This is a genomic window from Flavobacterium dankookense, assembly GCF_004362665.1.
GTDB classification, from domain to species: Bacteria; Bacteroidota; Bacteroidia; order Flavobacteriales; family Flavobacteriaceae; genus Flavobacterium; species Flavobacterium dankookense.
The window spans coordinates 39,478-65,658 of record NZ_SNXR01000012.1 but is presented as its reverse complement, the minus strand read 5'-3'; the positions used below and the strand labels follow the sequence as shown (position 1 = coordinate 65,658).

23 protein-coding genes are annotated in these 26,181 nt (G+C 33.0%); 16 read left to right on the top strand and 7 right to left on the bottom strand.

The window, feature by feature from the left end; all coding sequences use genetic code 11:
- Positions 1 to 59: 59 nt before the first annotated feature.
- A complete protein-coding gene (locus BC748_RS04330) occupies positions 60 to 1,001 on the bottom strand; it encodes an L-threonine 3-dehydrogenase (RefSeq protein ID WP_133532247.1) in 942 nt (313 codons plus the stop codon).
- Between the two features lie 140 nt (positions 1,002 to 1,141).
- On the opposite strand from BC748_RS04330, the gene BC748_RS04325 reads away from it, so the two are divergent.
- Positions 1,142 to 1,789, top strand: coding sequence for a hypothetical protein (locus tag BC748_RS04325; RefSeq protein ID WP_211338545.1), 648 nt, complete (start codon positions 1,142 to 1,144; stop codon positions 1,787 to 1,789).
- 47 nt (positions 1,790 to 1,836) lie between these two features.
- Entirely contained in the window at positions 1,837 to 5,151 is a 3,315-nt protein-coding gene (mfd, locus tag BC748_RS04320; protein ID WP_425459547.1) for a transcription-repair coupling factor, read from the top strand.
- A 77-nt stretch (positions 5,152 to 5,228) separates the two neighbouring features.
- On the opposite strand, the gene BC748_RS04315 is transcribed toward mfd, so the two are convergent.
- The 3 genes from BC748_RS04315 to BC748_RS04305 all read right to left on the bottom strand — a co-directional run bounded on the left by BC748_RS04315 (position 5,229) and on the right by BC748_RS04305 (position 8,815).
- Positions 5,229 to 7,391: a M12 family metallo-peptidase gene (locus BC748_RS04315; RefSeq protein ID WP_133532245.1), complete on the bottom strand. Its 2,163-nt coding sequence runs from the start codon at positions 7,389 to 7,391 to the stop codon at positions 5,229 to 5,231.
- Positions 7,392 to 7,470: 79 nt separating this feature from the next.
- Positions 7,471 to 7,830, bottom strand: a complete 360-nt coding sequence (locus tag BC748_RS04310) for a YraN family protein (protein ID WP_133532244.1) — start codon at positions 7,828 to 7,830, stop codon at positions 7,471 to 7,473.
- Between the two features lie 88 nt (positions 7,831 to 7,918).
- Positions 7,919 to 8,815 carry a S66 peptidase family protein gene (locus BC748_RS04305; RefSeq protein ID WP_133532243.1) on the bottom strand — a complete coding sequence of 299 codons (897 nt, stop codon included), beginning with the start codon at positions 8,813 to 8,815 and terminating at the stop codon, positions 7,919 to 7,921.
- A 575-nt stretch (positions 8,816 to 9,390) separates the two neighbouring features.
- Here BC748_RS04305 and BC748_RS04300 point away from each other — a divergent pair.
- The 8 genes from BC748_RS04300 (at position 9,391) to BC748_RS04265 (ending at position 16,091) form a co-directional block, all read left to right on the top strand.
- The gene (locus BC748_RS04300) at positions 9,391 to 9,951 is read left to right on the top strand and encodes a hypothetical protein (RefSeq protein ID WP_133532242.1); all 561 of its coding nucleotides are present in this window, start codon (positions 9,391 to 9,393) and stop codon (positions 9,949 to 9,951) included.
- Positions 9,952 to 9,999: 48 nt separating this feature from the next.
- The gene (locus BC748_RS04295; protein WP_133532241.1) at positions 10,000 to 10,236 is read left to right on the top strand and encodes a hypothetical protein; all 237 of its coding nucleotides are present in this window, start codon (positions 10,000 to 10,002) and stop codon (positions 10,234 to 10,236) included.
- Between the two features lie 25 nt (positions 10,237 to 10,261).
- The gene (locus BC748_RS04290; protein ID WP_133532240.1) at positions 10,262 to 10,489 is read left to right on the top strand and encodes a DUF7660 family protein; all 228 of its coding nucleotides are present in this window, start codon (positions 10,262 to 10,264) and stop codon (positions 10,487 to 10,489) included.
- 287 nt (positions 10,490 to 10,776) lie between these two features.
- On the top strand, positions 10,777 to 12,876 hold the full coding sequence (gene metG / locus BC748_RS04285; RefSeq protein WP_133532239.1) for a methionine--tRNA ligase: 2,100 nt from the start codon (positions 10,777 to 10,779) through the stop codon (positions 12,874 to 12,876).
- A gap of 84 nt (positions 12,877 to 12,960) precedes the next feature.
- Positions 12,961 to 13,650, top strand: a complete 690-nt coding sequence (locus tag BC748_RS04280; protein WP_133532238.1) for an HAD family hydrolase — start codon at positions 12,961 to 12,963, stop codon at positions 13,648 to 13,650.
- A gap of 101 nt (positions 13,651 to 13,751) precedes the next feature.
- A complete protein-coding gene (locus tag BC748_RS04275; protein WP_133532237.1) occupies positions 13,752 to 14,375 on the top strand; it encodes a chloramphenicol acetyltransferase in 624 nt (207 codons plus the stop codon).
- A gap of 30 nt (positions 14,376 to 14,405) precedes the next feature.
- Positions 14,406 to 14,927, top strand: coding sequence for a ferritin (locus BC748_RS04270; protein ID WP_133532236.1), 522 nt, complete (start codon positions 14,406 to 14,408; stop codon positions 14,925 to 14,927).
- A gap of 261 nt (positions 14,928 to 15,188) precedes the next feature.
- Positions 15,189 to 16,091 carry a histone deacetylase family protein gene (locus BC748_RS04265; protein ID WP_133532235.1) on the top strand — a complete coding sequence of 301 codons (903 nt, stop codon included), beginning with the start codon at positions 15,189 to 15,191 and terminating at the stop codon, positions 16,089 to 16,091.
- On the opposite strand, the gene BC748_RS04260 is transcribed toward BC748_RS04265, so the two are convergent.
- Together BC748_RS04260 and BC748_RS04255 are read right to left on the bottom strand one after the other, a co-directional pair.
- Entirely contained in the window at positions 16,084 to 16,557 is a 474-nt protein-coding gene (locus BC748_RS04260; RefSeq protein WP_133532234.1) for a hypothetical protein, read from the bottom strand. The two genes, BC748_RS04265 and BC748_RS04260, sit on opposite strands and share 8 nt — an antisense overlap.
- 203 nt (positions 16,558 to 16,760) lie before the next feature.
- A complete protein-coding gene (locus tag BC748_RS04255) occupies positions 16,761 to 17,093 on the bottom strand; it encodes a single-stranded DNA-binding protein (protein WP_133532233.1) in 333 nt (110 codons plus the stop codon).
- A 305-nt stretch (positions 17,094 to 17,398) separates the two neighbouring features.
- Here BC748_RS04255 and BC748_RS04250 point away from each other — a divergent pair, with 305 nt between their 5' ends.
- From BC748_RS04250 to BC748_RS04225, 6 genes are all read left to right on the top strand, one after another.
- The gene (locus BC748_RS04250; RefSeq protein WP_133532232.1) at positions 17,399 to 18,184 is read left to right on the top strand and encodes a hypothetical protein; all 786 of its coding nucleotides are present in this window, start codon (positions 17,399 to 17,401) and stop codon (positions 18,182 to 18,184) included.
- Positions 18,185 to 18,350: 166 nt separating this feature from the next.
- Entirely contained in the window at positions 18,351 to 18,881 is a 531-nt protein-coding gene (locus tag BC748_RS04245) for a hypothetical protein (RefSeq protein WP_133532231.1), read from the top strand.
- 263 nt (positions 18,882 to 19,144) lie between these two features.
- Positions 19,145 to 20,086 (top strand): ion channel, encoded by a 942-nt coding sequence (locus BC748_RS04240; RefSeq protein ID WP_133532230.1) that lies wholly within the window; start codon positions 19,145 to 19,147, stop codon positions 20,084 to 20,086.
- Positions 20,087 to 20,185: 99 nt separating this feature from the next.
- A complete protein-coding gene (locus BC748_RS04235; RefSeq protein WP_133532229.1) occupies positions 20,186 to 20,530 on the top strand; it encodes a hypothetical protein in 345 nt (114 codons plus the stop codon).
- A gap of 106 nt (positions 20,531 to 20,636) precedes the next feature.
- Positions 20,637 to 23,027, top strand: coding sequence for a M20/M25/M40 family metallo-hydrolase (locus BC748_RS04230; protein ID WP_246014000.1), 2,391 nt, complete (start codon positions 20,637 to 20,639; stop codon positions 23,025 to 23,027).
- Positions 23,027 to 23,866, top strand: coding sequence for an SDR family oxidoreductase (locus tag BC748_RS04225; RefSeq protein ID WP_133532228.1), 840 nt, complete (start codon positions 23,027 to 23,029; stop codon positions 23,864 to 23,866). The genes BC748_RS04230 and BC748_RS04225 overlap by 1 nt, the downstream gene beginning before the upstream one ends.
- Before the next feature lie 219 nt (positions 23,867 to 24,085).
- Here BC748_RS04225 and BC748_RS04220 read toward each other — a convergent pair whose 3' ends face one another.
- Positions 24,086 to 26,134 (bottom strand): M13 family metallopeptidase, encoded by a 2,049-nt coding sequence (locus tag BC748_RS04220; RefSeq protein ID WP_133532227.1) that lies wholly within the window; start codon positions 26,132 to 26,134, stop codon positions 24,086 to 24,088.
- Positions 26,135 to 26,181: the final 47 nt, after the last annotated feature.

Sequence of the window (26,181 nt, the reverse complement as noted above, 5' to 3'; positions counted from 1 at the left end):
TTAAGATAAATAGGTTTGTTTATTTGTTTTTGGTAAAGCGTTACTAGTTTAGTAGCGCTTTATCTTTTTAAATTCTCAAGCATTTCTAACGTCATAGAGTCCAAATCAAATTCGTGTTTCCAGTTCCAGTCTTGGTTAGCACAACTATCATCAATAGAAGCAGGCCAACTGTCTGCAATCTTTTGACGGAAGTCAGGTTTGTAGGTAATTGTGAAATCAGGAATGTGTTTTTGGATGGATTGTGCCACTTCTTTAGGTGTAAAACTAACACCACCTAAATTATAAGACGAACGTATTTTGATGCGCTCAGTTGGTGCCTGCATGATTTCGACCGTAGCACGAATGGCATCGTCCATATACATCATTGGCAAAGCGGTTTCTTCAGAAAGGAAACACTCAAAAGTTCCTTTTTCCAATGCTTTATGATAAATATCTACAGCATAATCCGTTGTTCCTCCACCAGGTTCAGTAGACCAAGAAATTAAGCCAGGATAACGTATGCTACGAATATCAACACCATAAATAGTATGATAGTATTCACACCAACGTTCACCCGATTGTTTTGAAATGCCATAAACCGTTGAAGGTTCCATGATGGTATATTGTGGTGTATTGTATCGTGGTGTTGTTGGTCCAAAAACAGCTATACTCGATGGCCAGAATATCTTTTTTATTTTTCCGGCTTTCGCCAAATTCAACACGTGGAACAACGAATTCATATTCAAATCCCATGCAAAGGCTGGGTTTTTTTCGGCTGTAGCCGAAAGTAAGGCTGCCATTAAATAGACATCCGTGATGTTATATTGTTCTACTAGGTGCTCAATTTGATTAAAATCTAAAGCATTAACCACTTCAAAAATTCCATCATTAACCACATCAATGTTTAGCTTTCTAATATCGGAAGCAATCACATTGTCAGCGCCATAAATGCTTCTTAGTTTCTTGGTTAACTCGGTGCCAATTTGTCCGCACGCACCAATGATAAGGATTTTTGTAGTCATAATGAAGTTTGTGTTTGTTGATGCAAAGATAACGTTTTCGCAAAGTGGTTTATTAAGAAATTAAACAAATCTTAAAGTATATTTTTGACAACTTATTACAATTACCTTTGTATTTTTGCAAAGCCTTTTTTTTTCGACTTATGAAAAACAAATTAATTTTAATGCTTATCGGTTTGTCCCTTTTTATTTCCTGTAAAAAGGACGAATCGCTATTACTCATTGAACAACAAAAAGAAATAAAGAAGCAAGAAGTTATCTTCAATACTATTAATAAAAACTGGAGTTTAAATGGTATGCCTCTAAATGCTAGTTCGCAGTCTTTAAATCAAAGTTGGGCTGAATGGAGAAACTTCTTGAAAGAGATTTCGGTGAAGCCTAAAACCAGTATCGGTGCTTTTCAAAAAAAGGCAAAAACATTATCTAAGAAAGCATTAGAGCTTAATAACAATATTCCTTTGGCGTATAACAAACCAGAAGTGAAAAGTAGAATAGCTACAATTGCTACTAAAATAAATACGCTCAATCTATACATCAACTTGCAGTCAATTCCAGACCAAAAGATTGTAAAACTCATTCCTGAAATCAATCAAGAAATCCAATCACTACAATTTCAGTTTGCCGAAATAGATAAAAAGAGCCAAATTAAGATTGAAGATGGTGAAGCGGACATGATTAGAATGTTAGATACAACTCGTGCCATTTCGGTTGAAAAACCAGAAGCTGCCACAAATTCCTCAAGTAGATTAGGAGGAATTATAAAACGCAAACCCTATATTCCAACAAAATAATCTTGAGCCAGTCATCGCTTTTTTCTACTTACGAACGTTCCAATAAAATAAAGCATATTGTGGAAAGTCTTGCTATTCCACAAAACAAAATCCATTGCAAAGGACTTTCGGGTTCAGTCGTTTCTATCATCATTCAGTCAGTGTTCAAGAAAGCTGAACAACCTTTTCTGTTGGTTTTTAACGAAAAAGAAGAAGCAGCTTATTATTTGAACGATTTGGAGCAGATGTTAGGACAAAACGATGTATTGTTTTATCCAAGTTCGTATCGTCGTCCATATCAAATTGAAGAAACCGACAACGCCAATGTTTTATTGCGTTCCGAAGTATTGAACCGTATCAATTCCAGAAAAAAACCTTCGATAATTGTTACCTATCCCGAAGCGCTTTTTGAAAAAGTAGTGACCAAAAAAGAATTGGATAAAAACACACTAAAAGTTGCTGTTGGTGATAACATTTCTATTGATTTCATCAACGAAGTGTTGTTCGAATACGAATTCAAACGCGTGGATTTTATCACTGAACCTGGAGAGTTTTCGGTTCGTGGCGGAATCGTCGATGTGTTTTCGTTTTCCAATGACAATCCGTATCGTATTGAGTTTTTTGGCAATGAAGTCGATAGCATCCGAACGTTTGACGTAGAGTCGCAACTTTCTGTTGATAAACAAAACAAGATAACCATTATTCCCAATCTAGAAAACAAGTTTATCAAAGAAAACCGCGAAAGCTTTTTAGATTATATCAACGACAAAACCATTCTTTGGATAGAAAACACTGAAATGGTTTTGGCACAATTGGATAAATTATTCGAAAAGGCTACTGAAACTTTTGACAAACTTTCGAAAGATATCAAACATGCTTCGCCAGAACATTTATTCTTAAATCAGGAAGGGTTTTTGCGCAAAGCATTGGATTTTTCTATCGTAGAATTGACGAATAAACCGTTGTTCAAGACCACAAAAACATATGAATTTCACTTACAACCACAACCGTCGTTCAACAAGCAATTTGATTTATTGCTGAACAATTTGAGTGACAATCATTTCAACGGAATTACTAATTATTTGTTTTGTTCCAATGAAAATCAAGCGAACCGTTTTCATGATATTTTTGAAAGTTTAGACGAAGAAAACAGTGAAGACATCCGTAAACAATATCATACCATTGTACAACCTTTGTACCAAGGTTTTATTGACGAAGAACATCAAGTAGCTTGTTATACTGACCATCAAATTTTTGAACGTTATCATAAGTTTTCCATCAAAAATGGATATTCTAAAAAACAAACTATTACGCTAAAAGAACTCAATTCACTCTCTGTAGGCGATTATGTAACGCATATCGATCACGGAATTGGGAAATTTGGTGGATTGCAAAAAATTCAGGTGGAAGGCAAAACGCAAGAAGCCATAAAATTGGTTTATGCCGATAACGACATTGTATATGTAAGCATTCATTCGCTACACAAAATATCCAAATACAATGGCAAAGACGGAACGCCACCAAAGATTTATAAGTTGGGTTCTAATGCTTGGAAAGTTTTAAAACAAAAGACAAAAGCACGAGTAAAACATATAGCTTTCAATTTAATTCAGTTGTATGCCAAGCGAAGATTGGAAAAAGGATTTCAATTTGCGCCCGATAGTTATTTGCAAAAAGAATTGGAAAGTTCGTTTATCTACGAAGATACGCCAGACCAAATCACAGCAACAGCTGACGTAAAAGCCGATATGGAAAAAGATCGTCCGATGGATAGATTGGTTTGTGGCGATGTTGGTTTCGGGAAAACAGAAGTCGCTATTCGAGCGGCATTCAAAGCCGTTGATAATAGTAAACAAGTAGCCGTTTTGGTGCCAACAACCATTTTGGCGTATCAGCATTACCGAACATTTAGCGAACGATTAAAAGAAATGCCAGTAACTATTGGCTATTTGAATCGTTTTAGAACCGCCAAACAAAAAGCCCAAACGCTGGAAGATTTAGAATCTGGGAAACTGGATATTCTTATCGGAACGCACCAATTGGTCAATAAAAATGTAAAGTTTAAAAATTTAGGATTGTTAATCGTTGACGAAGAACAAAAGTTTGGTGTCAACGTAAAAGATAAACTGAAAACAATTGCTGCCAATGTGGATACGTTGACTTTAACCGCAACTCCAATTCCGAGGACATTGCAGTTTTCGTTGATGGCAGCTAGAGATTTATCGGTAATAACAACGCCACCGCCAAATCGTTATCCGATAGAAACACAAGTAGTTGGATTTAACGAAGAAATTATTAGAGATGCTATTTCGTATGAAATACAACGAAACGGACAGGTTTTTTTCATCAATAATCGAATTGAAAATATCAAAGAAATTGCAGGAATGATTCAGCGATTGGTTCCCGATGCACGCGTTGGAATTGGACACGGTCAAATGGAAGGAAGCAAACTCGAAGAAATCATGTTGAGTTTTATGAATGGTGATTTTGATGTTTTAGTAGCAACAACGATTATCGAAAGTGGTTTGGATGTACCAAATGCCAATACGATTTTCATTAATAATGCTAACAATTTTGGACTTTCCGATTTGCATCAAATGCGAGGTCGTGTTGGTCGAAGCAATAAAAAAGCGTTTTGTTATTTCATTTGTCCGCCCTATTCTGTTATGACAGATGATGCTCGAAAACGTATTCAAGCGTTGGAACAATACAACGAACTGGGAAGCGGATTTAACATCGCTATGAAAGATTTGGAAATTCGTGGTGCTGGTGATTTGTTAGGTGGAGAACAAAGTGGTTTTATCAATGAAATTGGCTTTGAAACCTATCAAAAAATCATGAACGAAGCCATAGAAGAACTTAAAGAAAACGAGTTCAAAGACTTGTATGAAACCGATACCGATGTTGAAACCAAAGAATATGTAAAAGATTTACAAATCGATACTGATTTTGAATTGCTTTTCCCAGATGAATACATCAACAACGTTACGGAACGATTAGCGCTTTATAACGAACTAGGTACTTGCAAAACAGAAGAAGAACTTGTTTCATATGAAAACAAATTGATTGACCGTTTTGGTCCGTTACCAAAACAAGCAAAAGCATTGCTAAATAGCATTCGCATCAAATGGATTGCAACAAAAATTGGTATTGAAAGAATTGTAATGAAACAAGGTAAATTGATTGGTTATTTCATTGCTGACCAACAATCGGATTATTATACTTCAAAACGATTTACTAATGTTCTAAGGTTTGTACAACAACACGGAAACCTTTGCAAAATGAAAGAGAAAGAAACTAAAAACGGTTTGCGATTGTTGTTGACTTTTGAAAATGTAAAATCGATTAATAAAGCATTGGAATTAATGCAAATGTTAGAATAGAAAACATAGATTTACTTCAAAAAAGCCGTAAATATAAAATGATTTACGGCTGTTTTTATTGAATTCTTATGCTAAAACTACATTTTTAACACTTTGAAATTGGCTTCTTTTTCGCCAAATTTAAGTTTAAAGAAATAACTTCCTGTGGCAAACTGAGAAATATCAACCGATGTCTCTAACGCATCCAAAGTTTTATTAAAAAACAATCGTCGACCTTCAATATTGAAAACCGTTATTTCAGAAATAGCAGTGTTTGATTTTATATTCAATGTTCCTGTTGTTGGATTTGGATAGTATCTAAAATCAATAAAATCATTATTAGAAATTCCAAGCGAAGGAGAACAAGAAATGTTGGCTGTCCATCCTTCATCAGTTACAAACTGGTCTGAAAAAAATCTAAATGTCAACGAACCATCAACTGCCGATGAGGTTATTGTTCCCGGAGAATCTACTCCAGTGTAACCACCAGTTTGAAATTCCGGGAAAGTTTCGTCTGAACCATTATAAATGTATAAGTAATCGTAATCCAATTCTAAACTAAAAGAAGTAAACGTTGCGGTTAGTTTTTGATTAGGTAAATTGGGAATCATAGTTCTTGTAAACGATTCAAAATTGGTATGTTGATTAAATTCTCCACCAGAATCTGTAAATAGCATTCCGCCACAATAATCTCCTGCAGTTGCAAAAATATTTTCTCTTGAAATTGGGGTTATTCCAGAACAAATAGGTCTAATTCTAGCTTCATAATAAGTGTTAGCAATAAGTCCTGAAACGGAATAACTATTTGTTGTAACCGTATTCCAAACAGAGTTTGCATTAGGCAATGTTACTGAAATTTGCCAAGAAGTTGCTTCCGTGTTTAAATCTGTCCATGTTATTGTTGCACTAGTTTCAGTAACATTAATTCCTTGGATATCGACAATAGAGCTAATACAAGTATTGACACAATCGGAACTTAGACAACTTTTACTATTTACCCTATTTTGCATTAAAGCTGCAGGTTGAGGTCCAAAACCATTGGCAAAATTAACGCCAACACCAGAAACTAAGTGACAATAACTCATGATTGTTCCATCAATAGGAATTGGAGCTTGAGCACAACTTCCTTCAGGATATCCAGCTGATGGACCACAACCATCAATAGCAGTTCCATTTCCGTTCCAAGAGCAAGAATGGGTATGTGGCGAACCTAAAGAATGACCAAATTCGTGAGTGATTACATTAACTGTCCAAGAATAAGTTGGAACAGAAGAATAATTAAAATTTACATCAGAATAAGCATAATTAAATTGACCACAAATAGAGTTTAAAGCCGCAACACCACCCAAACCTCCGGGATCAATACCAACCAACATACCAACATCACCATTGAATATTGGACGATTTTGGGCAAAAGCATTAAGATAATCACCAGAGCTATCACCAATTCCTTCATAAATATCGGGCGAAGTCCATACAAAAATTGATTTTATAGCAGTTGTTATTCCGTCATTAGTAAATAAGGTTTGAACATTATTAAAAACAGAAGTCATCCAATTTGTTGTGGTTGTAATATTTTGATTATTAAGATTGTATAGAGTGTTGTCAACTTCAAAATAAAAAGTAACACACTTCAAAGTATTGGCTTCTCTGTTTTGAAAATTATCATTTGGTTCTATGATATCTTCGTCTTTTGTAGAACAACTAAAATCATTGAGAACTTTCATTTTAGCATCAGAATAAACAATATAATCCAGTTGATTGTCTTTTTTATCCAATTTCCCAATGACTAAATTCCCTAGCGACTCACTTGAAATAATTCCGTTAAATTCACCATTAAAAAAATTGAAAGACGAAATCGAATGAACATCATTTTTAACAATACCTCTGTAGTAAACCCCTTTTTGATAAGCTATGTTTTTTTGTTTATCAGTGTCTATTTGAAAATCTTCAGTGAATGGATTTACTTTATACAACAAAACAGAAATCAATTCATTTTCATACGGGATTTCTAATTCTATGTAATTTTCTTTAGTTGTAAAAACTTGATTTACAGAAGACAAGTTAATTTTTGCTAATGTAGCATTATCTACTACTTTTTCAACATCTGAAGAAATAATAGTTGCATTTGGTGTTAAAACAGAAACTTTTTTGAAGTTGGTTTTTACATTTTGAAGCGTTGCAATTTGTTTTGCAACTTGGTTTTGACCAAATACAGAAAACGAAAAAATTGAGAGTAATACGAGTAGGTTTCTTTTCATAGAATTTGAGGCTTTAAGTAAAATTATTCAAAATAGTTAAAAAATTGGATTTCTATTAATTTTTTTATGAATTGTTCAATCAAAAATGATAGAAAGCATCATCTATGTGTTCGATTTTGTAATTTTTTCCTTCTTTGTGAATGGCAATAATATCAAATCGAATTTCAACATCCAAGTCATTTGAAATTACATATTCATTTACGGCTTTTACTAACAATTGGATTTTTGAGGGTTTTACAAAATCTTGTGGTAATCCAAAATCAATATTTGAACGCGTTTTTACTTCAACGACGGCAAGGATATTTTCTTTTTGGGCAATAATATCGATTTCCGCTTTTTGAAAAACCCAATTGGTTTCTAGAATATCATAGCCACTTTTTTGCAGAAATTCTACAGCCAGTTCTTCTCCAAGTTTTCCTAATTCGTTGTGTTCAGCCATTTTTAGATTGTTAGACTTCTTAGATAGTTAGATTGTTAGACTTCTAGATTATCTAAAAATCTAAAATGTCTAAGCCAGTCTAAAATGTCTATTCAAAAGTTACTTTACTTTTCTCTACAGTTACTTCCATCGTGATTTGTTTCCCGAAAATCAAAGCGCGATTGTCTCGAATATGTCCGGCAGGAAAATTATAAATCACAGGAATATTTAATCCTTTGATGGTTTCTTCAATAATTTCGAGAGCATTTTTTCCCCATGGAATTTCGTTGTCTTTCATATCGGTCATTCCTCCGACAATGATTCCTTTTAAACTGCTTAAACAACCGTTTCGTTTTAAGTTCATCATCATTCGGTCGATATGATACATGTATTCGTCTAAATCTTCGATAAAAAGAATTTTGTCTTCGCAGTCAATAGCAGAATCTGAACCCAACAAACTGTATAAAATAGATAAATTGCCGCCAACTAATTCGCCTTTGGCTTTACCAACATGATTTAAAGCATCGCAATCCAATTCGTATGCTAATTTATCTCCAAACAAAGCCGTGCAAAGTGAATTCTTGGCATCATCGGTTGCTCTTGCCACACTTACTGGCATAATTCCGTGGATGGATTGAAAACCCATTCGGTTTAAATGACTGTGCAAAACGGTTACATCGCTAAAACCAATTATCCATTTTGGATTTTGCTTGAATTTGGTAAAATCGAGTTTGTCTATAATTCGAACGGTTCCATAACCGCCACGAACACACCAAATGGCTTTGATATTAGGATTGTCCAATTGTTCTTGAAAATCTTCCGCACGTTGTTCATCGGTTCCGGCTAGTTGATGGTGAAATAAACCAATTGTTTTACCAATTTTCACTTTCAAACCCCAACCTTCAAGCATGTCAATAGTTGGTTTTAAATTGTCTTCAACGTTTTTTCGAGCAGTAGAAACTATGGCAACGGTATCGCCTTGTTGCAAAAATGGTGGTGTAATCATCTTTTTTTGTGAATGAAGATTATGAAAAAATAAAGAAAATAGAATATAGAGAATAGACTTTTTCACTTTTGGGTTTTAATAAAATAGTAGCACAAATATAGAATTAACCCCTTGTGTGTGATTTGTTTTTGATGAAATTTTTTCGTCCGCTGAAGCGATTTTTGAAAAAAAACATATTGATAACATGGTAAATTCCACTAAAATCAAGTTCTCGATACACTTTTTGTTTCGTTTCGCTACGCAAAAAACACTCAAACGAACGCTTTTTATTCAGTAAATCAATGAGTTAGATAAATCTGTTGGTTATAAAGACCAAGTAACTTGGTTTTTATAACCAAGTAAATTATGTATAATAACCAACTTTATTGGTTATAACAACCAAGTAAGTTATGTAAAAAGACCAATTAAATTATGTATGACAACTAAGTTTATTGGTTAAAATAACTAATAAAGTTACCCAAAAAAACCAACTTTATTGGTTATAAAGACCAAGTAAGTTAGATGTAACAACCATTTATTAAAAAAATATACATTTGTAGAAACTGTTGCGCATTAAAACGCAGTAGAAGACATGTATGAAAGCCAGAATAAATATTAAAGATATTACAGGAATTCAAGAATTTAATCTTGAAGCCGACATTGTTCCTGGAAATGGTGCTGGTAATATTAGTTTTAAAAATACTATTACAGATTTTGAATCAGTTATAACCGCAAGTTTGTTTGATAATCATAAAACTAAAATCATGCATGAAATCCATAATAAAAACATTTATATGAGTTTAAGTTCTGAAGGAAAAGAATTTGAAGTAGATATTGATTTACTAACCGGTAAAATTGTTTCAATGACTTGCCGAAATGGATATAAAGGAAAACTTTTTATGGAATTTGGGATTGGCAATAAGATGAGCGATTTGTTAAAAGTAAATAAAAACATTCGCTTTGATTTAGATCATGATTTCTATGTCAATTATCCCTTTGATGGGCTCATCATATATCCGCCAGACTATAAATTAGCAGAAAAAATATTCAATGCTACAGTCGAAGGAAAAGCCATTCCTGATTTCACAATAGACACAATTGTAATAATAGACATGGAATTTGCGAAAAAAATGTATTCAGGAACTCTTATTTATTAAATTAAAAACTTTGTGTAGCAACCTTTTTCACTATCTTGAAAATATGAAATGAGAAATTACATTGATATATTAGAAGAAATAGATTCTAAACTCAAAAATACTGAATTTGAAAATTTCAGAGTTGAGATTGAAATTCCATTTCGCACTTTTTGTTCTGCTATTGAAATTTGTTTTACAGTTAAATCTAAAATCAATGACTTTGAAAAGAAAAACAAAAAAATTAGAAGTTTAATTGGCAACCAAATAGATGAGTTTAATGAATATTGTAAATTGAATAAAATATAATTATTTAATTCATAAATTATTGAAAATGACAAAAGATGAATTCATTAAAAGCATAAAAAAATTAAGAATAGATTTCGAACAGAATAATGAGAATTGGGAAAATAAAACTATTCCAGATTATTTAGAAGCTTTAGAAAGATATACTGAAGATATACAGAGTTATTATGACAATACAAAACAGGAAATAAATTCCGAAAAAGCAGATTGGAAAATTTTTTCAGACATCTTGATTGGAGCTAGCATTTATGAATAAGTTAAAACATTATCTCTCCACAAAACACTCTAACTACCGTTTTTACTAATTACTATCGTTTCCATTTTGCTGGCCTTTTAGCCCAGATTGCAATGGAAAGCATTTTGAATCAACAAGCACATTTTTCTTTTTTAAAAAAGCGACCAACGGAAGCTCTTTTTAAAAAAATTTGAAAAATAGCTTTTTGGGAAAAAATCTTGAAATGGAAAGCTGGAAATTGCTTTTAATAAAACTTATAAACAATCGATTGTAATGCTTATTTTTGCAAAACATATTTTGAATTTACAATGTTAGAAAACCCAAAAAGATATACAATTACAGCTGCGTTGCCTTATACAAATGGTCCAATTCACATCGGTCATTTGGCTGGTGTTTATGTTCCGTCTGATATTTATGCGCGCTATTTGCGTTTGCAAGGAAAGGATGTTGCGTTTATGTGTGGCAGCGATGAACATGGCGTGGCTATTTCGATGAAGGCCAAAAAAGAAGGCATTACTCCACAAGAAGTAATTGATAAATACGATGGAATTATTAGAAAATCATTCATAGATTTCGGAATTTCGTTTGATAATTATTCTAGAACTTCTTCTAAAATTCATCACGATACGGCGCAGGAATTTTTCAAAAAATTATTCGACAATAACGATTTTATAGAAGAAGTTACCGAGCAATTGTATGATGCTAAAGCCGATCAGTTTCTAGCAGATAGATTTGTGATTGGAACTTGTCCGAAATGCGGCAACGAAGAAGCGTATGGCGATCAGTGTGAAAAATGTGGTTCGACGTTGAATGCAACCGATTTAATTAATCCGAAATCGACAATTACTGGTGAAACTCCAATTTTAAAATCTACAAAACATTGGTTTTTACCTTTGGATAGATACCAAGATTTTTTACAGAAATGGATTTTGGTAGATCATGCAAAAGACTGGAAAACAAATGTTTTAGGTCAGGTAAAATCTTGGTTGGACGACGGATTGAAACCTCGTGCAGTAACCCGAGATTTAGATTGGGGAATTGATGTTCCGGTTGATGGCGCAGAAGGAAAGAAATTATATGTATGGTTTGACGCACCAATTGGATACATTTCAGCAACCAAAGAATGGGCTGCAAGAGAAGGAAAAAACTGGGAAGATTACTGGAAAAAAGACGATACAAAACTGGTTCACTTTATAGGAAAAGACAATATTGTTTTTCATTGCATCATTTTTCCAGCGATGTTGAAAGCCGAAGGAAGTTTTATTTTACCCGATAATGTTCCAGCGAATGAATTTTTGAATTTGGAAGGAAACAAACTTTCAACTTCTAAAAACTGGGCAGTTTGGTTGCACGAATATTTACAAGATTTTCCAGATAAGCAAGATTCTTTGCGTTATGCATTGACATCGAATGCTCCAGAAACTAAGGACAACGACTTTACTTGGAAAGATTTTCAGGCGAGAAATAATAACGAATTAGCGGCTGTTTTTGGAAATTTCATCAATCGTGTGGTTGTTTTAACTAACAAATATTACGACGGAATTGTACCTGCTCCAAACGAATTTAGTGATGTTGATAATCAAACTTTGGCCGAATTAAAAGCGTATCCAGCGGTAATTTCGTCTTCAATTGAACGATACCGATTTAGAGAAGCGCAAGGTGAAATGATGAATGTCGCTCGTTTAGGAAACAAATATTTGGCAGACGAAGAACCATGGAAAATGGTAAAAACCGATCCAGAACGAGTAAAAACTCAAATGTATGTGGCGTTGCAAATTGCGGCTGCTCTACAAATTTTATGCGAACCATTTTTACCCTTTACCGCAAGTAAATTATCTCGTATTCTTGTCATTCCGACGAAGGAGGACACGAGCGATAGCGAACTGGCGAAGCAATCTCATTTTAATTGGAAATTAATGTCCGAAACTTCAGAATTATTAAAATCGGGTCACAAAATTGGTGAAGCAGAAATATTATTCTCTCAAATAGAAGATGCCGAAATTCAAAAACAGATAGATAAACTGGAAGCTACTAAAAAAGCAAATGTTATGGAAAGTCAAATTGTAGAACCACAAAAAGAAACGTCAACATTTGAAGATTTTTCAAAACTAGATTTACGTGTTGGAACCATTATTGAGGCTGAGAAAATGCCAAAAGCCAACAAACTATTAGTATTGAAAGTTGATACAGGCATCGATGTAAGAACAATAGTTTCTGGAATCGCAGAACATTTTTCGCCAGAAGAAGTAGTTGGAAAACGCGTGACTGTTTTGGTAAATTTAGCACCAAGAGCATTGCGTGGCGTTGAAAGTCAAGGAATGATTTTGATGACGAATAATGCTGAAGGCAAATTGGTTTTTGTAAATCCAGATGCTGATGGAGTAAAAAATGGAGCGTTGATTTCTTAAAAGAAAAATAAAACACAGATTTCACAGATTAGCACAGATTTAATTTGTGTAAATCTGTGAAATTTGTGTTTAAAAAATAAATATATGAACCCAAAAATAATCGCTTTCGATGCCGACGATACACTTTGGCACAACGAACCTTATTTTGATGAAGCGCAAGCCAAGTTTTGTGAACTTTTTGCTGATTACGCATCCAAGCAAGAGATTTTACAATTGATTTTAAGTCATCAAGTGAAAAATCTTCCGTTGTATGGGTTTGGAATTAAAGCGTTTACACTTTCTATGATTGACTCTGCTTTGGAATTAACCAATCATCAAATATCGGGACAAGGCATTCAAAAAATTATTGATATTGGTAGAGATTTGCTTCAAAAACCGGTTGAACTTTTATCCGAAGTAGAAGATGTTTTACAGCAGTTAAAAGGAAAATACAAGTTGGTAGTCGCAACCAAAGGAGATTTGAAAGACCAACATAGAAAATTACACGATTCTGGAATTGGACATTATTTTCATCATATTGAAGTGATGAGCGATAAAAAAGAATTGGATTATGAAAAAATGCTTGGTCGTTTGGACACCAAACCCGATAATTTTATCATGATTGGAAACTCTTTAAAATCGGATGTTTTACCAGTTTTAAATATTGGCGGACACGGTTATCATGTTGCTTATCATACCACTTGGGAATACGAAAAAATTGATTTTGAAATAGAACACGACAACTTCAAATCGCTAGAAAACATTACTGATGTTTTAGCTATTTTATTAAAATAATGTACATAATTAATTTTCTAACATTAAGAGATTAACACTTAATGATTCTTAATCGCTTAATGGTTTAAAACTTAAAAATGGTTTAAATTTTAAATTGCAAGATGAAACAAAAATTAAACCTCGACACTTGGAATAGAAAAGAACATTTCGAGTTTTTTAAACAAATGGAAGAACCATTTTTTGGTATGACAACCCGAATTGATTGTACCAAAGCGTATGAAAAAGCAAAGCAACTCAGCGTTTCGTTTTTTACTTACTATCTTCATAAAACGCTGGTTGCCGTAAATAGTTTGGAACCATTTCGTTACCGAATTATTAATGATGAAGTTTATATTTTTGATCAAATTAATGCCTCGGCAACTATTCTTAGAGAAGACAAAACATTTGGTTTTTCATTGATGGAATATGATGAAAACTTGACTGTTTTTGCCGAAATCACTAAAAAAGAAATCGAACGAATTCAAAACACAACCGGATTAATTACTCGAGATTTTGATATCAATTTGATACATTTTTCGGCAGTTCCGTGGATTGATTTCACATCTTATTCTCATGCAAGAAGTTTTTCTTGGCCTGATAGTTGTCCGAAAATATCATACGGTAAAATGACTGATGAAAATGGCAAAAAATCAATGGCTATTGCAATTCATGTTCACCACGGATTAATGGACGGATTTCATGTTGGGCAATTTTTAACGTTATTTCAACAATTGATGAACGAATAAATTTCTTAACTTTACAAAAAAAGAATTATTATGTTACAAAAAAGTATCGAACAAGCGCTAAATAATCAAATTCGAATCGAAGCAGAATCTTCTCAAATCTATTTATCAATGGCATGTTGGGCTGAAGTACAAGGACTTGAAGGTGTTGCTCAATTTATGTATAAACAATCTGATGAAGAACGTCAGCACATGCTGAAATTAGTAAAATATGTTAACGAAAGAGGTTCGCATGCAAAAATTACGGAACTAAAAGCACCAAAAACTACGTTTGGAACTTTCAAAGAAATGTTTGAAGAATTGTATCAGCACGAATTATTTGTTTCGAATTCAATAAACGAATTGGTTCACATTACTTTGGGTGAAAAAGATTATTCAACACACAATTTCTTGCAATGGTATGTTGCTGAACAAATAGAAGAAGAAGCGCAAGCAAAAACCATTTTGGATAAAATCAATTTAATAGGCGAAGATCGTGGCGGATTGTATTTGTTTGATAGAGATATTCAACAAATTGTGGTTACAAGTTCTATCTCTTTGAACCAAAATATTTAATATTTTTATTTAGATTGCTTAAAAATAATTATATTTGTAACGAAATATAATTTGTTTGTTTTGAGCAAAAAAGAAAAAGATAAGAAGAAAAAGGACAAGAAAGAAGCCTTAAAAAAAATTAAGGTTGCTGAAAATTGCAAGTCCAAATGTTGTGAAAAATATAAGAAAAGTGAAAACAAACGATGTTCGCGTTGTCCAATGTTTGACCTTTTTAAAAAATAATTAATTCCTTAAATCCCTCAATAAAATGAGGGTTTTTTTATGATAAAAATTGCATATCATCCTCTTTATAAACATCCATTGCCCGAAGGACATCGTTTCCCAATGATAAAATATGAATTATTGCCACAACAATTAGTTCATGAAGGTACTGCGCTTCAAGAAGATTTTTTCGAACCATCACTTCCTAATCTAGATGTTGTGCTTGCTGTTCATAAAAAGGAATATGTTGATGATTTATTGCAATTGACTCTTGATCCAAAAGCAGCTAGAAAAATAGGTTTCCCATTGTCATCAGCATTGGTTGAACGCGAACTTCGAATAGCGAACGGTACTATTCTCGGAACAGAATTTGCTCTTCAAAATGGTATTTCATTTAATATAGCTGGCGGAACGCATCATGCTTATACTAATCGTGGCGAAGCATTTTGTTTATTAAACGACCAAGCAATTGGAGCTCAATATTTATTAAATACCTATCGTTTTAAAAAGATATTGATTGTAGATTTAGACGTCCATCAAGGAAATGGTACAGCCGAAATTTTTAAAAATAACGCTTCCGTTTATACATTTTCGGTTCATGGAAAATCAAATTATCCGTTCAAAAAAGAAATTTCAAATTTGGATATTGCTCTAGAAGATAACACTTCCGATGTAGATTATTTGAATTGTATTAAGTATCATTTACCACAACTTATAGAATCTTTGCAACCTGATTTTATATTTTATCTTGCTGGTATAGATATACTGGAAACGGATAAATTAGGTAAACTTTCCTGTACTATTGAAGGTTGTAAAAAAAGGGACGAAATAGTACTTTCGCACTGTTTTAAAAATCAAATTCCTGTACAAGTTAGTATGGGTGGCGGATATTCTCCAGATATCAAAACCATTATTGAAGCACATGCCAATACCTATCGAGTGGCAAGTGCTATATTTAGTTGAAAAAAGTCCAATTAGCACCATCGCTAATAATTATTATAGACTTTCCTATTGCGTTTGGAGGCAAAGTTAATGGTGAAGCAGTATTCATATTTGAACCCTTTGAAAAAAATAATCCGCCAAAAGTGTATAATTGAGCGGTTACTGTATCTGAAATATTTCTAAGAATGTAAATTCTGCCTGGAACATTTACTGCGTTGGGCAAAATAAATTCTACATTACCCATAGTAGGTGTGAGTGAAATATAAACACCGTCATTAATTGCTGTTGCCGCTCCAGATGGTCCGCCATTTAAAACTGCAGAACCTGACACATTGGAATTTATGATACCAATTTCTTTTACATTCAAATTCCCATTGATATCTAGAGTGCTTAAAGGCGTTGTCGTATTAATACCAACTTGCGCAAAACCAAAATCAGTAGCGCAAAAGGCTACAACTAAAATCAATAAAAATTTTAATTTATTCATTGTTTAGGTTTTTATTGACAGGTTTATTATTTCTAATGTAGCTAAATTATTAAATTTTGGTTAGCTAAAAAATAATTCATTCTTCGAAAACGTTTTCGTGTTGACAACTTTATTATATTTAGGTTAAATTTTTATGAAAATCACAAATAAAAAGCGACAAAGTAAATGCCTTGTCGCTTTATTAGTTAAGGATTTTTTATTTTCTATTTCCCAAACAAAAGAATATCATTCGCTACAATTTCTGTAACATAACGTTTAACTCCATCTTTGTCTAGATAATCGCTGTACGTTAGTTTTCCTTCAATGCAAATCTCTTTTCCTTTGGTAACATATTTTTCAATAATGTCAGCTACTTTTCCCCAAGCTTTGACTTTGTGCCATTGCGTGTCTTCTACTTTCTCACCTTTGGCATTGATGTAATAATCATTCGTAGCGATAGTGATGTTAGCTACTTTTTTTCCTTCTCCTAAAGTTTTTACTTCTGGTTCTTGTCCTACGTGTCCAATTAATTGTACTTTGTTTTTCATTGCATTCATGGCGTTTAAAATTTAAATGTTATTGTTAAAATATTTTGTCTTGTTGAAATTCACAAAGTCATTGCATTTGATTTTTGAAATTGCTATTGAAATTGTTTCCTTCCGACGATGCAAAGTTGTGACAAGTGTAAAACGTTATTCGGTTGTTAGTCGTTTACTTTCGTTTGTAAGCGTTTGTTGTTGTTTTTATTGTTGATTTTCAGTTGTTTGTGATTTTTGTAAAATGAGATTATTTTTTTGGTATATTGCGGATATAAATGAGTTAGGCGCAAATTTCAGAACGCATAATCCAGAAAATACATCTTATGGAGATTGACATTAAACTAAGAAATCTTCGAGTCAAATTGAGACAAAATTCAAAAGAAATTATGGATGATGTTTTGGAAAGGCATGTGCCGAGAATAAGTTCAAAAGACAAATCAAAAAAAGAAATTTGTGTTTTTTGTGCAAATAAAGATAATTTGACAAAAGAGCATGTTTTACCAAAATGGACATTCGAAAACTGCACTAAAAAATCCTTTGTTACTGACATAAATGGAAGTGAACAAACATATAACAAAACAACAATCCCAGTTTGCGCAAATTGTAATAACAATTTGTTAGGAAGTATTGAAAGTTATATCATTTCTATTTTTAATAATACTGATTTATCAACCTCTTTTTTTAATGATGAACAATTACAAAACATAATTCGTTGGTTAGAAATCATTGAATATAAATTTCAATTATTAGAAATTCGGAGAAAATTCATTAAATCAAACTCATCTCAATATATTGAATATTTAAGAGATATTCCTGTTTCAATAATGCGAGCAAACATTGATTATTCGCCAAGTAAAGCAGTAACTCAAATTAGAACTGCGCAGAAAAAAGTGACTGAAAAATCTAAAGTTAGTAATCAAAATTCTTTAGTAATATTTAAAACAAAAAATGAAAGTTTTTACTTTTTTCATCACCTAAATGATTTCATATTTTTAGAACTACCAAAGTTTGGCATAGCATTGTTTTACTTTTATTCACGGAAGTTTGAAAATGTGGAAGTTGCCAAAGATGAAGCAATGAAAATTATAACGGAAGTTTATAATAGCTAAAAAATCTGCGCCTAACAGCCGTTTCTCGCAATTGCGAATTTTGTAGTAAGTTCACGTTCACGTTTCGCAAGAATTTTTATCTTTAACGGAAAATATTAAGTTCCGAAGTTCGCAACTGACGAGAAGCGGCGGAACGTTAGCGGTAAATTTTGAAAATCTGCATAAAATGAACAATAGAATTTTAAATACAATTATTTTTTTCTTGATAATAAATGTGAATTGTTTTTCACAATCAGAATATCCTTTCTACGAACAATTAGCTTTTAATTTCTACAAAGACACTATCCTTGAAATATATCCTGTTGAAAGGAAAATAATTGTGTTTAAATCTCTTAACTATGATTCTGGTGAAGAAATTTATTATGTTCCATCTGATTGCTTAAAGACAAAGCTTCCAAATTATGGGAAAAATATTGAAAAGTTAGAATATTCAAAATATTGGATGAGATTTGAAGATATGAGATTGGAACTCGATTTAACAAATGTTGATAAAAAGAAATTTAAAATCCGAAAATTTAATCGTGGAAATTTTCCAAAGCTATTTGTTCATTATCCAAAAGTATATGAAAACAGAATTTTTGTTATTGTACACGAAAAATATCAAAACAGCGGAAAATATTACACTGTTGAATTAAATAAAGCTGGAGAAATTATTGATTGGTGTCAATCAAAATATGAAACTGTAACTTTACATTAAACCTACTGTTAGCAGTGGTTTGCTTCAATGGCTACTTCTTGTTTTTCCTACTGAAAATCCGCTGCTCAATGGAATGTTTTGTTATATTTGTAAAGGCTTGGTCTTGGATCATTGCCACTTCTTAAAGCCGCCAAACGTTTTGTAATTTTAATTTTCACTCAAACCACAAAATAAAATCTTCCTAAAACCTACAATTCGTATATTTGATATAATACATTGTGTTTTCCAAATAATTTATTTTACCCAAAAACCAAATAAAGCCAATGGATAAAAATATAGACAATTCGGGGTTTGGCACTTCCGTTACTGAAAAATACGCTCGGTTTATCAACAAAGACGGTTCTCACAATGTAATTCACGTTGGTCGACCACTAAAAGAACGAAACAGTTTATACAGCAAGTTAATCAATATTTCATGGTGGAAATTTTTGGCACTTGTATTCATATTTTACTTTTTTATCAATTTTGTTTTCGCATTGATTTACTATTTCTTTTGCATCCCAAATTTGATGGGGTTAATTCAGGGTTCTAATTGGCAAAATTTTCAAGAAGTCTATTTTTTTAGCGCACAAACACTCACCACAGTTGGCTATGGAAGAATAAGTCCAGTCGGCATTTTTACCAATACCATTGCAGCATCTGAAGCACTAATTGGTATTTTAACGTTAGCTATTAATACGGGTTTGCTTTATGGAAGATTTGTAAAACCAAAAGCACATTTGAAATTTAGTCACAATGCCATCATTGCACCATTCAAAGAAAATACCGCACTAATGTTTCGGTTAGCACCAATCAAAAACGCATCGCTTAGCAACATGATGGTTAGAGTTACCGTTAGTTTGATGCTCAAAGAAAACGGTAAATTAATCAATAAGTTTTTCAACTTACCACTTCAAATAAATACACTCGATACTTTTGTAACCACTTGGACAATCGTTCACCCAATTGATGAGCAAAGTCCGTTGTGGAAAATGAATTTTGACGAAATGACAAATAAAGATTTAGAAATTCTGGTTTATGTTCGTGCTTATGATGAAGATTTTTCGAGCACAGTTGTCAAACGAACAAGCTACACGCATGAAGAAGTCATTTTTGGTGCCAAGTTCAAACCAGCTTTTTATGAAGATCCAAATGGTAAAGGTTCCATTGTTGAGCATCACAAACTGAATGAATTTGAACCTGTTGAATTGCAGTCAAATCTGTAATGGAAACTAATAAAACAAGCTAATTTTTTATTTCTTTCAAAACGGGTACTTTTTTTTATTAATTTCGTCAAATAGAGCCAATAAATCATAACTTTTCCTATGAGAAATTGTTTAGAATGTAACGATAAAATCCTCGGACGCGAAGACAAGAAGTTTTGCAGCGATGGTTGTCGTAACAACTACAACAATAGAATGAACAAAGATTCTACTAATATTATGCGAAATATCAATAACAAGCTTCGCAAAAATTACCGTATTCTTTCTGAAATAAATGTAGAAGGAAAAGCAAAAGCCACCAAAGCCAAGTTATTATCCAAAGGTTTTTCGTTTGAGTATTTTACCAATATTCTAACGACCAAAACAGGTAATACCTATTATTTTGTTTACGACCAAGGATATATGCTTCTAGACAACGATTTTTATATGTTGGTAAAAAAAGATTAAATTCACTGCTATGAAATCGCAATTAACAACAAGTTTGTGCAAACAAACACCAATGATTAAAAAATGCGATACCATATGTTACCGCTAAAAAATAAATTTTAAACATATGAAAACCAACCAAAAACCCATTCTATCTTTCTTTTTTCTTTTACTAGTGATTTTTGGTGTTTTCTATTTTATGATGCCTCAAGATTATGACCAAAATGAAGCATCGCTTTCTGAATTTTCTACCAAACGTGCTTTAGAAAAAGTAAAAGCCATCAGCCAAAAACCTCATTTTGTTGGCTCAAAAAATCACGAAGTTGTTGCTCAATACCTCATCAAAGAATTAAAAAATTTAGGTTTATCGCCTACAATTCAAGAAGGTTTTACACTTTCTGATGGTGGAACATTAGTAAAATCTAAAAATATTATTGCCAAGATAAAAGGTAGTTCAAGCAATAAAGCTTTGCTTTTACTTTCACATTATGATTCTGCACCACATTCGTTTTCGCCAGGCGCAAGTGACGATGCTTCTGGAGTTGCAACAATTCTTGAAAGTGTTCGTGCTTTTTTAAATACTAAAACGCAACACAAAAACGACATTATCATTCTTTTCTCTGATGCGGAAGAATTAGGTTTGAATGGTGCAGCACTTTTTGTAACCCAACATAAATTGGCAAAGGAAGTTGGCGTAGTTTTAAATTTTGAAGCGCGTGGCAGTTCTGGTCCAAGTTATATGTTGATGGAAACCAACAGAGGAAATGCTGCAATGGTAAAAGCGTTTACTGACGGAAAAACGAAATATCCTGTTTCTAATTCACTGATGTACAGCATTTACAAAATGTTGCCAAACGATACCGATTTAACCGTTTTTAGAGAACAAGGAAAAATTCAAGGTTTCAATTTTGCATTTATCGATAGCCATTTTAACTACCATACTGAAAGAGATAATTTTGAAAATCTTAGTCCAAAAACATTAGCACATCAAGGAAGTTATCTTTTTCCGTTGTTGAATTATTTTTCAAATGCAGATTTGTCCAATTTAAATTCGGAGGATGATAATGTGTACTTCAACGTTCCATTTGGTTTTGTAAACTATCCGTTTTCATGGATTATTCCAATGGTAATCGTTGCTTTCGGATTGATTTTTATCTTTTTATTCATTGGTTTAGGAAAACACGTTTTGCGAATTGATGAAGTGTTGAAAGGTTTCGTTCCGCTATTGTTATCGCTTTTTGTTGCTGGTGGAATTACGTTTATCGGATGGAAATTATTACTTGAATTTTATCCACAGTATCAAGACATTCTTCACAAATTTACTTATAACGGACACGATTATATTCATGCTTTCACGAGTTTATCGATAGCGATTTGTTTTCTTTTTTATCAAAATTCAGGAAAACGAAATGCCGAAATGAACCAGTTTTTCGCACCATTATTTCTTTGGTTGCTTCTAAATGTTGGAATTGCAATTTTCTTAAAAGGTGCAGGATTTTTAATCATTCCAGTAATTTCTAGCGCATTGATGCTAGGAGTTTATGTTTTAACACAAAAATCAAATGGGTTAATCAATTGCATTTTAGCCATTCCAACTTTAGTAATTCTTTCGCCATTTATTCAAATGTTTCCTGTTGGTTTGGGTTTAAAAATCCTTTATGGAAGTGCTATTTTAACTGTTTTAACTTTCGGATTATTGATTCCGATAGTGGGTTCGTTTCCACGAAAAGGAATTTGGTCAGCGGTTTTCTTTTTGGTGAGCATTGGTTTATTTGTGAAAGCACATCAAGCTTCGGATTATACAATTGAACGACCAAAACCAAACAGCTTGGTTTATCTTCACGATGCTGATACCAAAAAATCCTATTGGACAACGTATGATTTGAATTTAGACGAATGGACAAAAGGTTATTTAGGCGAAAATCCTAAAAACGCCAAAATTTTGAATACCAATAAATTGTACAGTAAATATGGTTCGGAATTCACATTCATGAGCGAAGCACCAAACAAAAATATTGCACAACCAACGATTGAATTTCTTCGTGATACGTTGAAAGGAAACCAACGTTTGTATCAAATAAAAATTACGCCAAATCGTGCTGTTAACCGTTATGATATTTTCAATGCTAATGAAGTAACGCTTCATAATTTAGTTGCTAATGGTGCAAAAGCAATTGATTTCAAAAGCAACATCAGCGGAAGTAATTCAGGTAAAATTTTGAGTTATTATGTGGTTAATAATGAACCTTTGGTTTTGAGTTTTTCCATTTCAAAAGAAGACAAACTCGATTTGAATTTGGTAGAAAGTTCGTTTGATTTGCTAACCAATCCGCAGTTTACGGTTACTAAAAGAAAAGATTGGATGATTTCAACGCCTTTTGTTTTAAATAACGCGATTGTTATTCGTCAAAAAATAAAACCAACACTAAAAACAATTGAGGAAAAACGTGTTTTAGTTTGGAGAAAAATTGATAAAAATGGTATAACAACAACGGTAAATGTTGACAGTTTACAATAATGAAACAAATTTCAATTTTAGGTTGCGGTTGGTTGGGTTTTCCTTTGGCAAAATCACTTTTGAAAAAAGGGTTTTTGGTAAAAGGTTCAACGACAACTTTGGAGAAAATGTCGGTTTTGGAAAATGCTGGAATTTTTCCACATTTTGTCACCCTGAGCGCTGTCGAAGGGCAAAATAATTCAAATGATATTGATAATTTTCTTTCCAATTCCCAAATTTTAATTATTGATATTCCACCGAAATTAAGAGGAAATTCTAATGATACTTCGACTGCGCTCAGCATGACGTTTGTTGCTAAAATTCAAAATCTCATACCGTTTATAGAAAAATCATCGGTTGAAAAAGTGATTTTTGTGAGTTCGACTTCGGTTTATTCCGATGCTATTTCAATAGATTTAATAACTGAAAAGACCATTCCAAATCCTGATACAGAAAGCGGAAAACAACTTTTGGAAGCCGAAAAAGTATTGCAAAATAATTCCAATTTTACAACTACTGTCATTCGTTTTGGAGGATTGATTGGAGAAGATAGACATCCAATAAAGTTTTTAGCTGGGAGAGAAAATCTTGAAAATCCTGAAGCACCAATTAATTTAATTCATCAAGTGGATTGCATCGGAATTATTGAAGATGTTTTGGAAAAAAATTGTTTTGACGAAATTTTTAATGCTGTTGCACCATTTCATCCTTCACGAAAAGTGTATTATTCTAAAATAGCACAAGAACTTGATTTACCATTGCCAAAATTTGACGAAAGTAAACCTTCGGTTGGAAAAATTATTTCTTCGGAAAAAGTGTCGTCGGTTTTAGAATATGCATTTCAGAAACCTGAATTGTAATAAAAAAACCTGACAGGTTTTTAAAATCTGTCAGGTTTAATTTGTTTCCAAAAAAGGCAATTCGTAGTTCATTTAGCCCTGATTGTAGTGGAAATCCTGTCATTGCGAAAGTAGAAGTAGTTTATGAGATTGCTTCGTCCCTCGCAATGACAGATTGAAACGAAAAGCAGGAATTACGATAACTGAAAAACCCATTCGTTTCGCTTCTAAATTAATTTTTTACCAAATTTTCACTCGTTTTTCTGGAGCTAAATACATGCCATCGCCAGGTTGTATATTGAACGTTTGGTGGAATGTTTCCAAGTTCAACAATGGCACATAAGCGCGATACATTCCTGGTGAATGCGGATCGGTTTTTACTTGATTTTTGATAGCTTCGTCACGCATTTTGCTTCTCCAAATCGTTGCCCATGAAATGAAAAGTCTTTGTTCTGGAGTAAATCCATCGATTAATCCTGGGTTTCCGTTTTCTTTTAAATACAGTTGTAAACCATCGTAAGCAGCATTAATTCCACCTAAATCACCAATATTTTCACCTAACGTAAATTTTCCGTCAACTTTTGTTCCCGGTAATGGTTCTAAAGCAGAATATTGGTCAGCTAAAGCAGTTCCAAGTGCTGTGAATTGTTTTAAATCTTCGTCTGTCCACCAGTTGACCAAGTTTCCATCGGCATTGTATCGTGAACCTGAATCGTCAAATCCGTGTGAGATTTCGTGACCAATTACAGCTCCAATTCCACCATAATTCACAGCTTCATCAGCTTTGTAATCATAAAATGGCGGTTGTAAAATGGCTGCTGGAAACACAATTTCATTGTTTGACGGATTGAAATAAGCGTTAACAGTTTGTGGCGACATTCCCCATTCGGTTTTGTCAACTGGTTTGCCTAATTTTTCTATATTTTTCTTGAAATTCCAGTTAGCAATTGCAGTTGAATTGTCAAAATAAGTTCCGCCTTCTGCTGGACTTTTGATTGTTAATGCTGAATAGTCTTTCCATTTGTCTGGATAACCAATTTTTACAGTCATTTTATTTAATTTTTCAATGGCTTGTTTTTTGGTAGCTTCAGACATCCAAGGCAAATTATTGATACGGATTTCGTATGCTCGAATAACGTTTTTAATCATTTTTTCGGCTTTGGCTTTGGCTTCTGCTGGGAACATTTTTTCTACATATAATTTACCCAAAGCTTCTCCAGTTGGACCATTTACTACTTGCAAAGCATTTTCGTTTCTTGGTCTTTGTTTGATTGCTCCGCTTAGTGTTTTGCTGTAGAAATCCCAATTGGCTTTTTCAATTTCAGTCGAAAGTCGGCTTGACGAACTGTTTAGCAATGTCCAGCGCATATACGCTTTCCAATCTTCAACTTTATTTTCTACAAAAAGAGTTTCTAAAGCTTGCATGTATTTAGGTTGCGCAACAATTAACGTATCCACTTTTGGCAAACCAATTCCGGTGATGTATTTTTCCCAATTCACTGAATTTGTCAATTTTTGTAAATCGGCAATTGTCATCGGATTGTATGATTTTCTTCTATCACGACGTTCTACTCGGTCAAAGCGTGGTTTAGACATAGCAATTTCTAAAGCCAAAATTTTCTCTGCATTTTTTTGAGCAACCGCTGGTTTATCGCCAATAAATTCTAGCATTCTAGCTACGTGTTTTACATATTTTTCACGTTTTTCTTTAGAATCAGCATCGTCAGAAACATAATAATCTCTATCGGGTAGACCAACCGAACCTGGACCAACGTTTACCACATTTTTGTTGCTGTCTTTTGCATCTGTTCCAACACCAACACCAAAAAAACCAATTCCTCCTTGTGGTGCCATTTCGATCATTAATTTTTGTAAATCAGCAACATTTTTTACTGCATTGATTTTTGCCAAATAAGGTTTTAACGGTTTTATTCCCGCTTTATTTCTGGCAATGGTATCCATAATAGTTTTGTATAGATTTACTGCTTTTCCTTGATCAGTAGCCGAAGTATATTTTGGATCTTTTGATGCTTCATCCAAAATTCGTAATGCATCGATATCGGTCTTTTGACGTAGCTCATCAAAACTTCCCCAACGTGTTCTATCGGCAGGAATTTCGGTATTGTCTAACCAAGTTCCATTTACAAAACGGAAAAAATCATCGCTTGGTTTTACAGATTTATCCATAAGCGATGTGTTAATTCCCGAATGGTTTTGCTGTGCATTTGCATCCTTAATACCAAAAGCAATTAACAATGCTAATGAAAGTTTAGTAGTTGTTATTTTCATAATTCAATAATTGAGGTTTTCACAAATTTACCGATAATAATGCGATT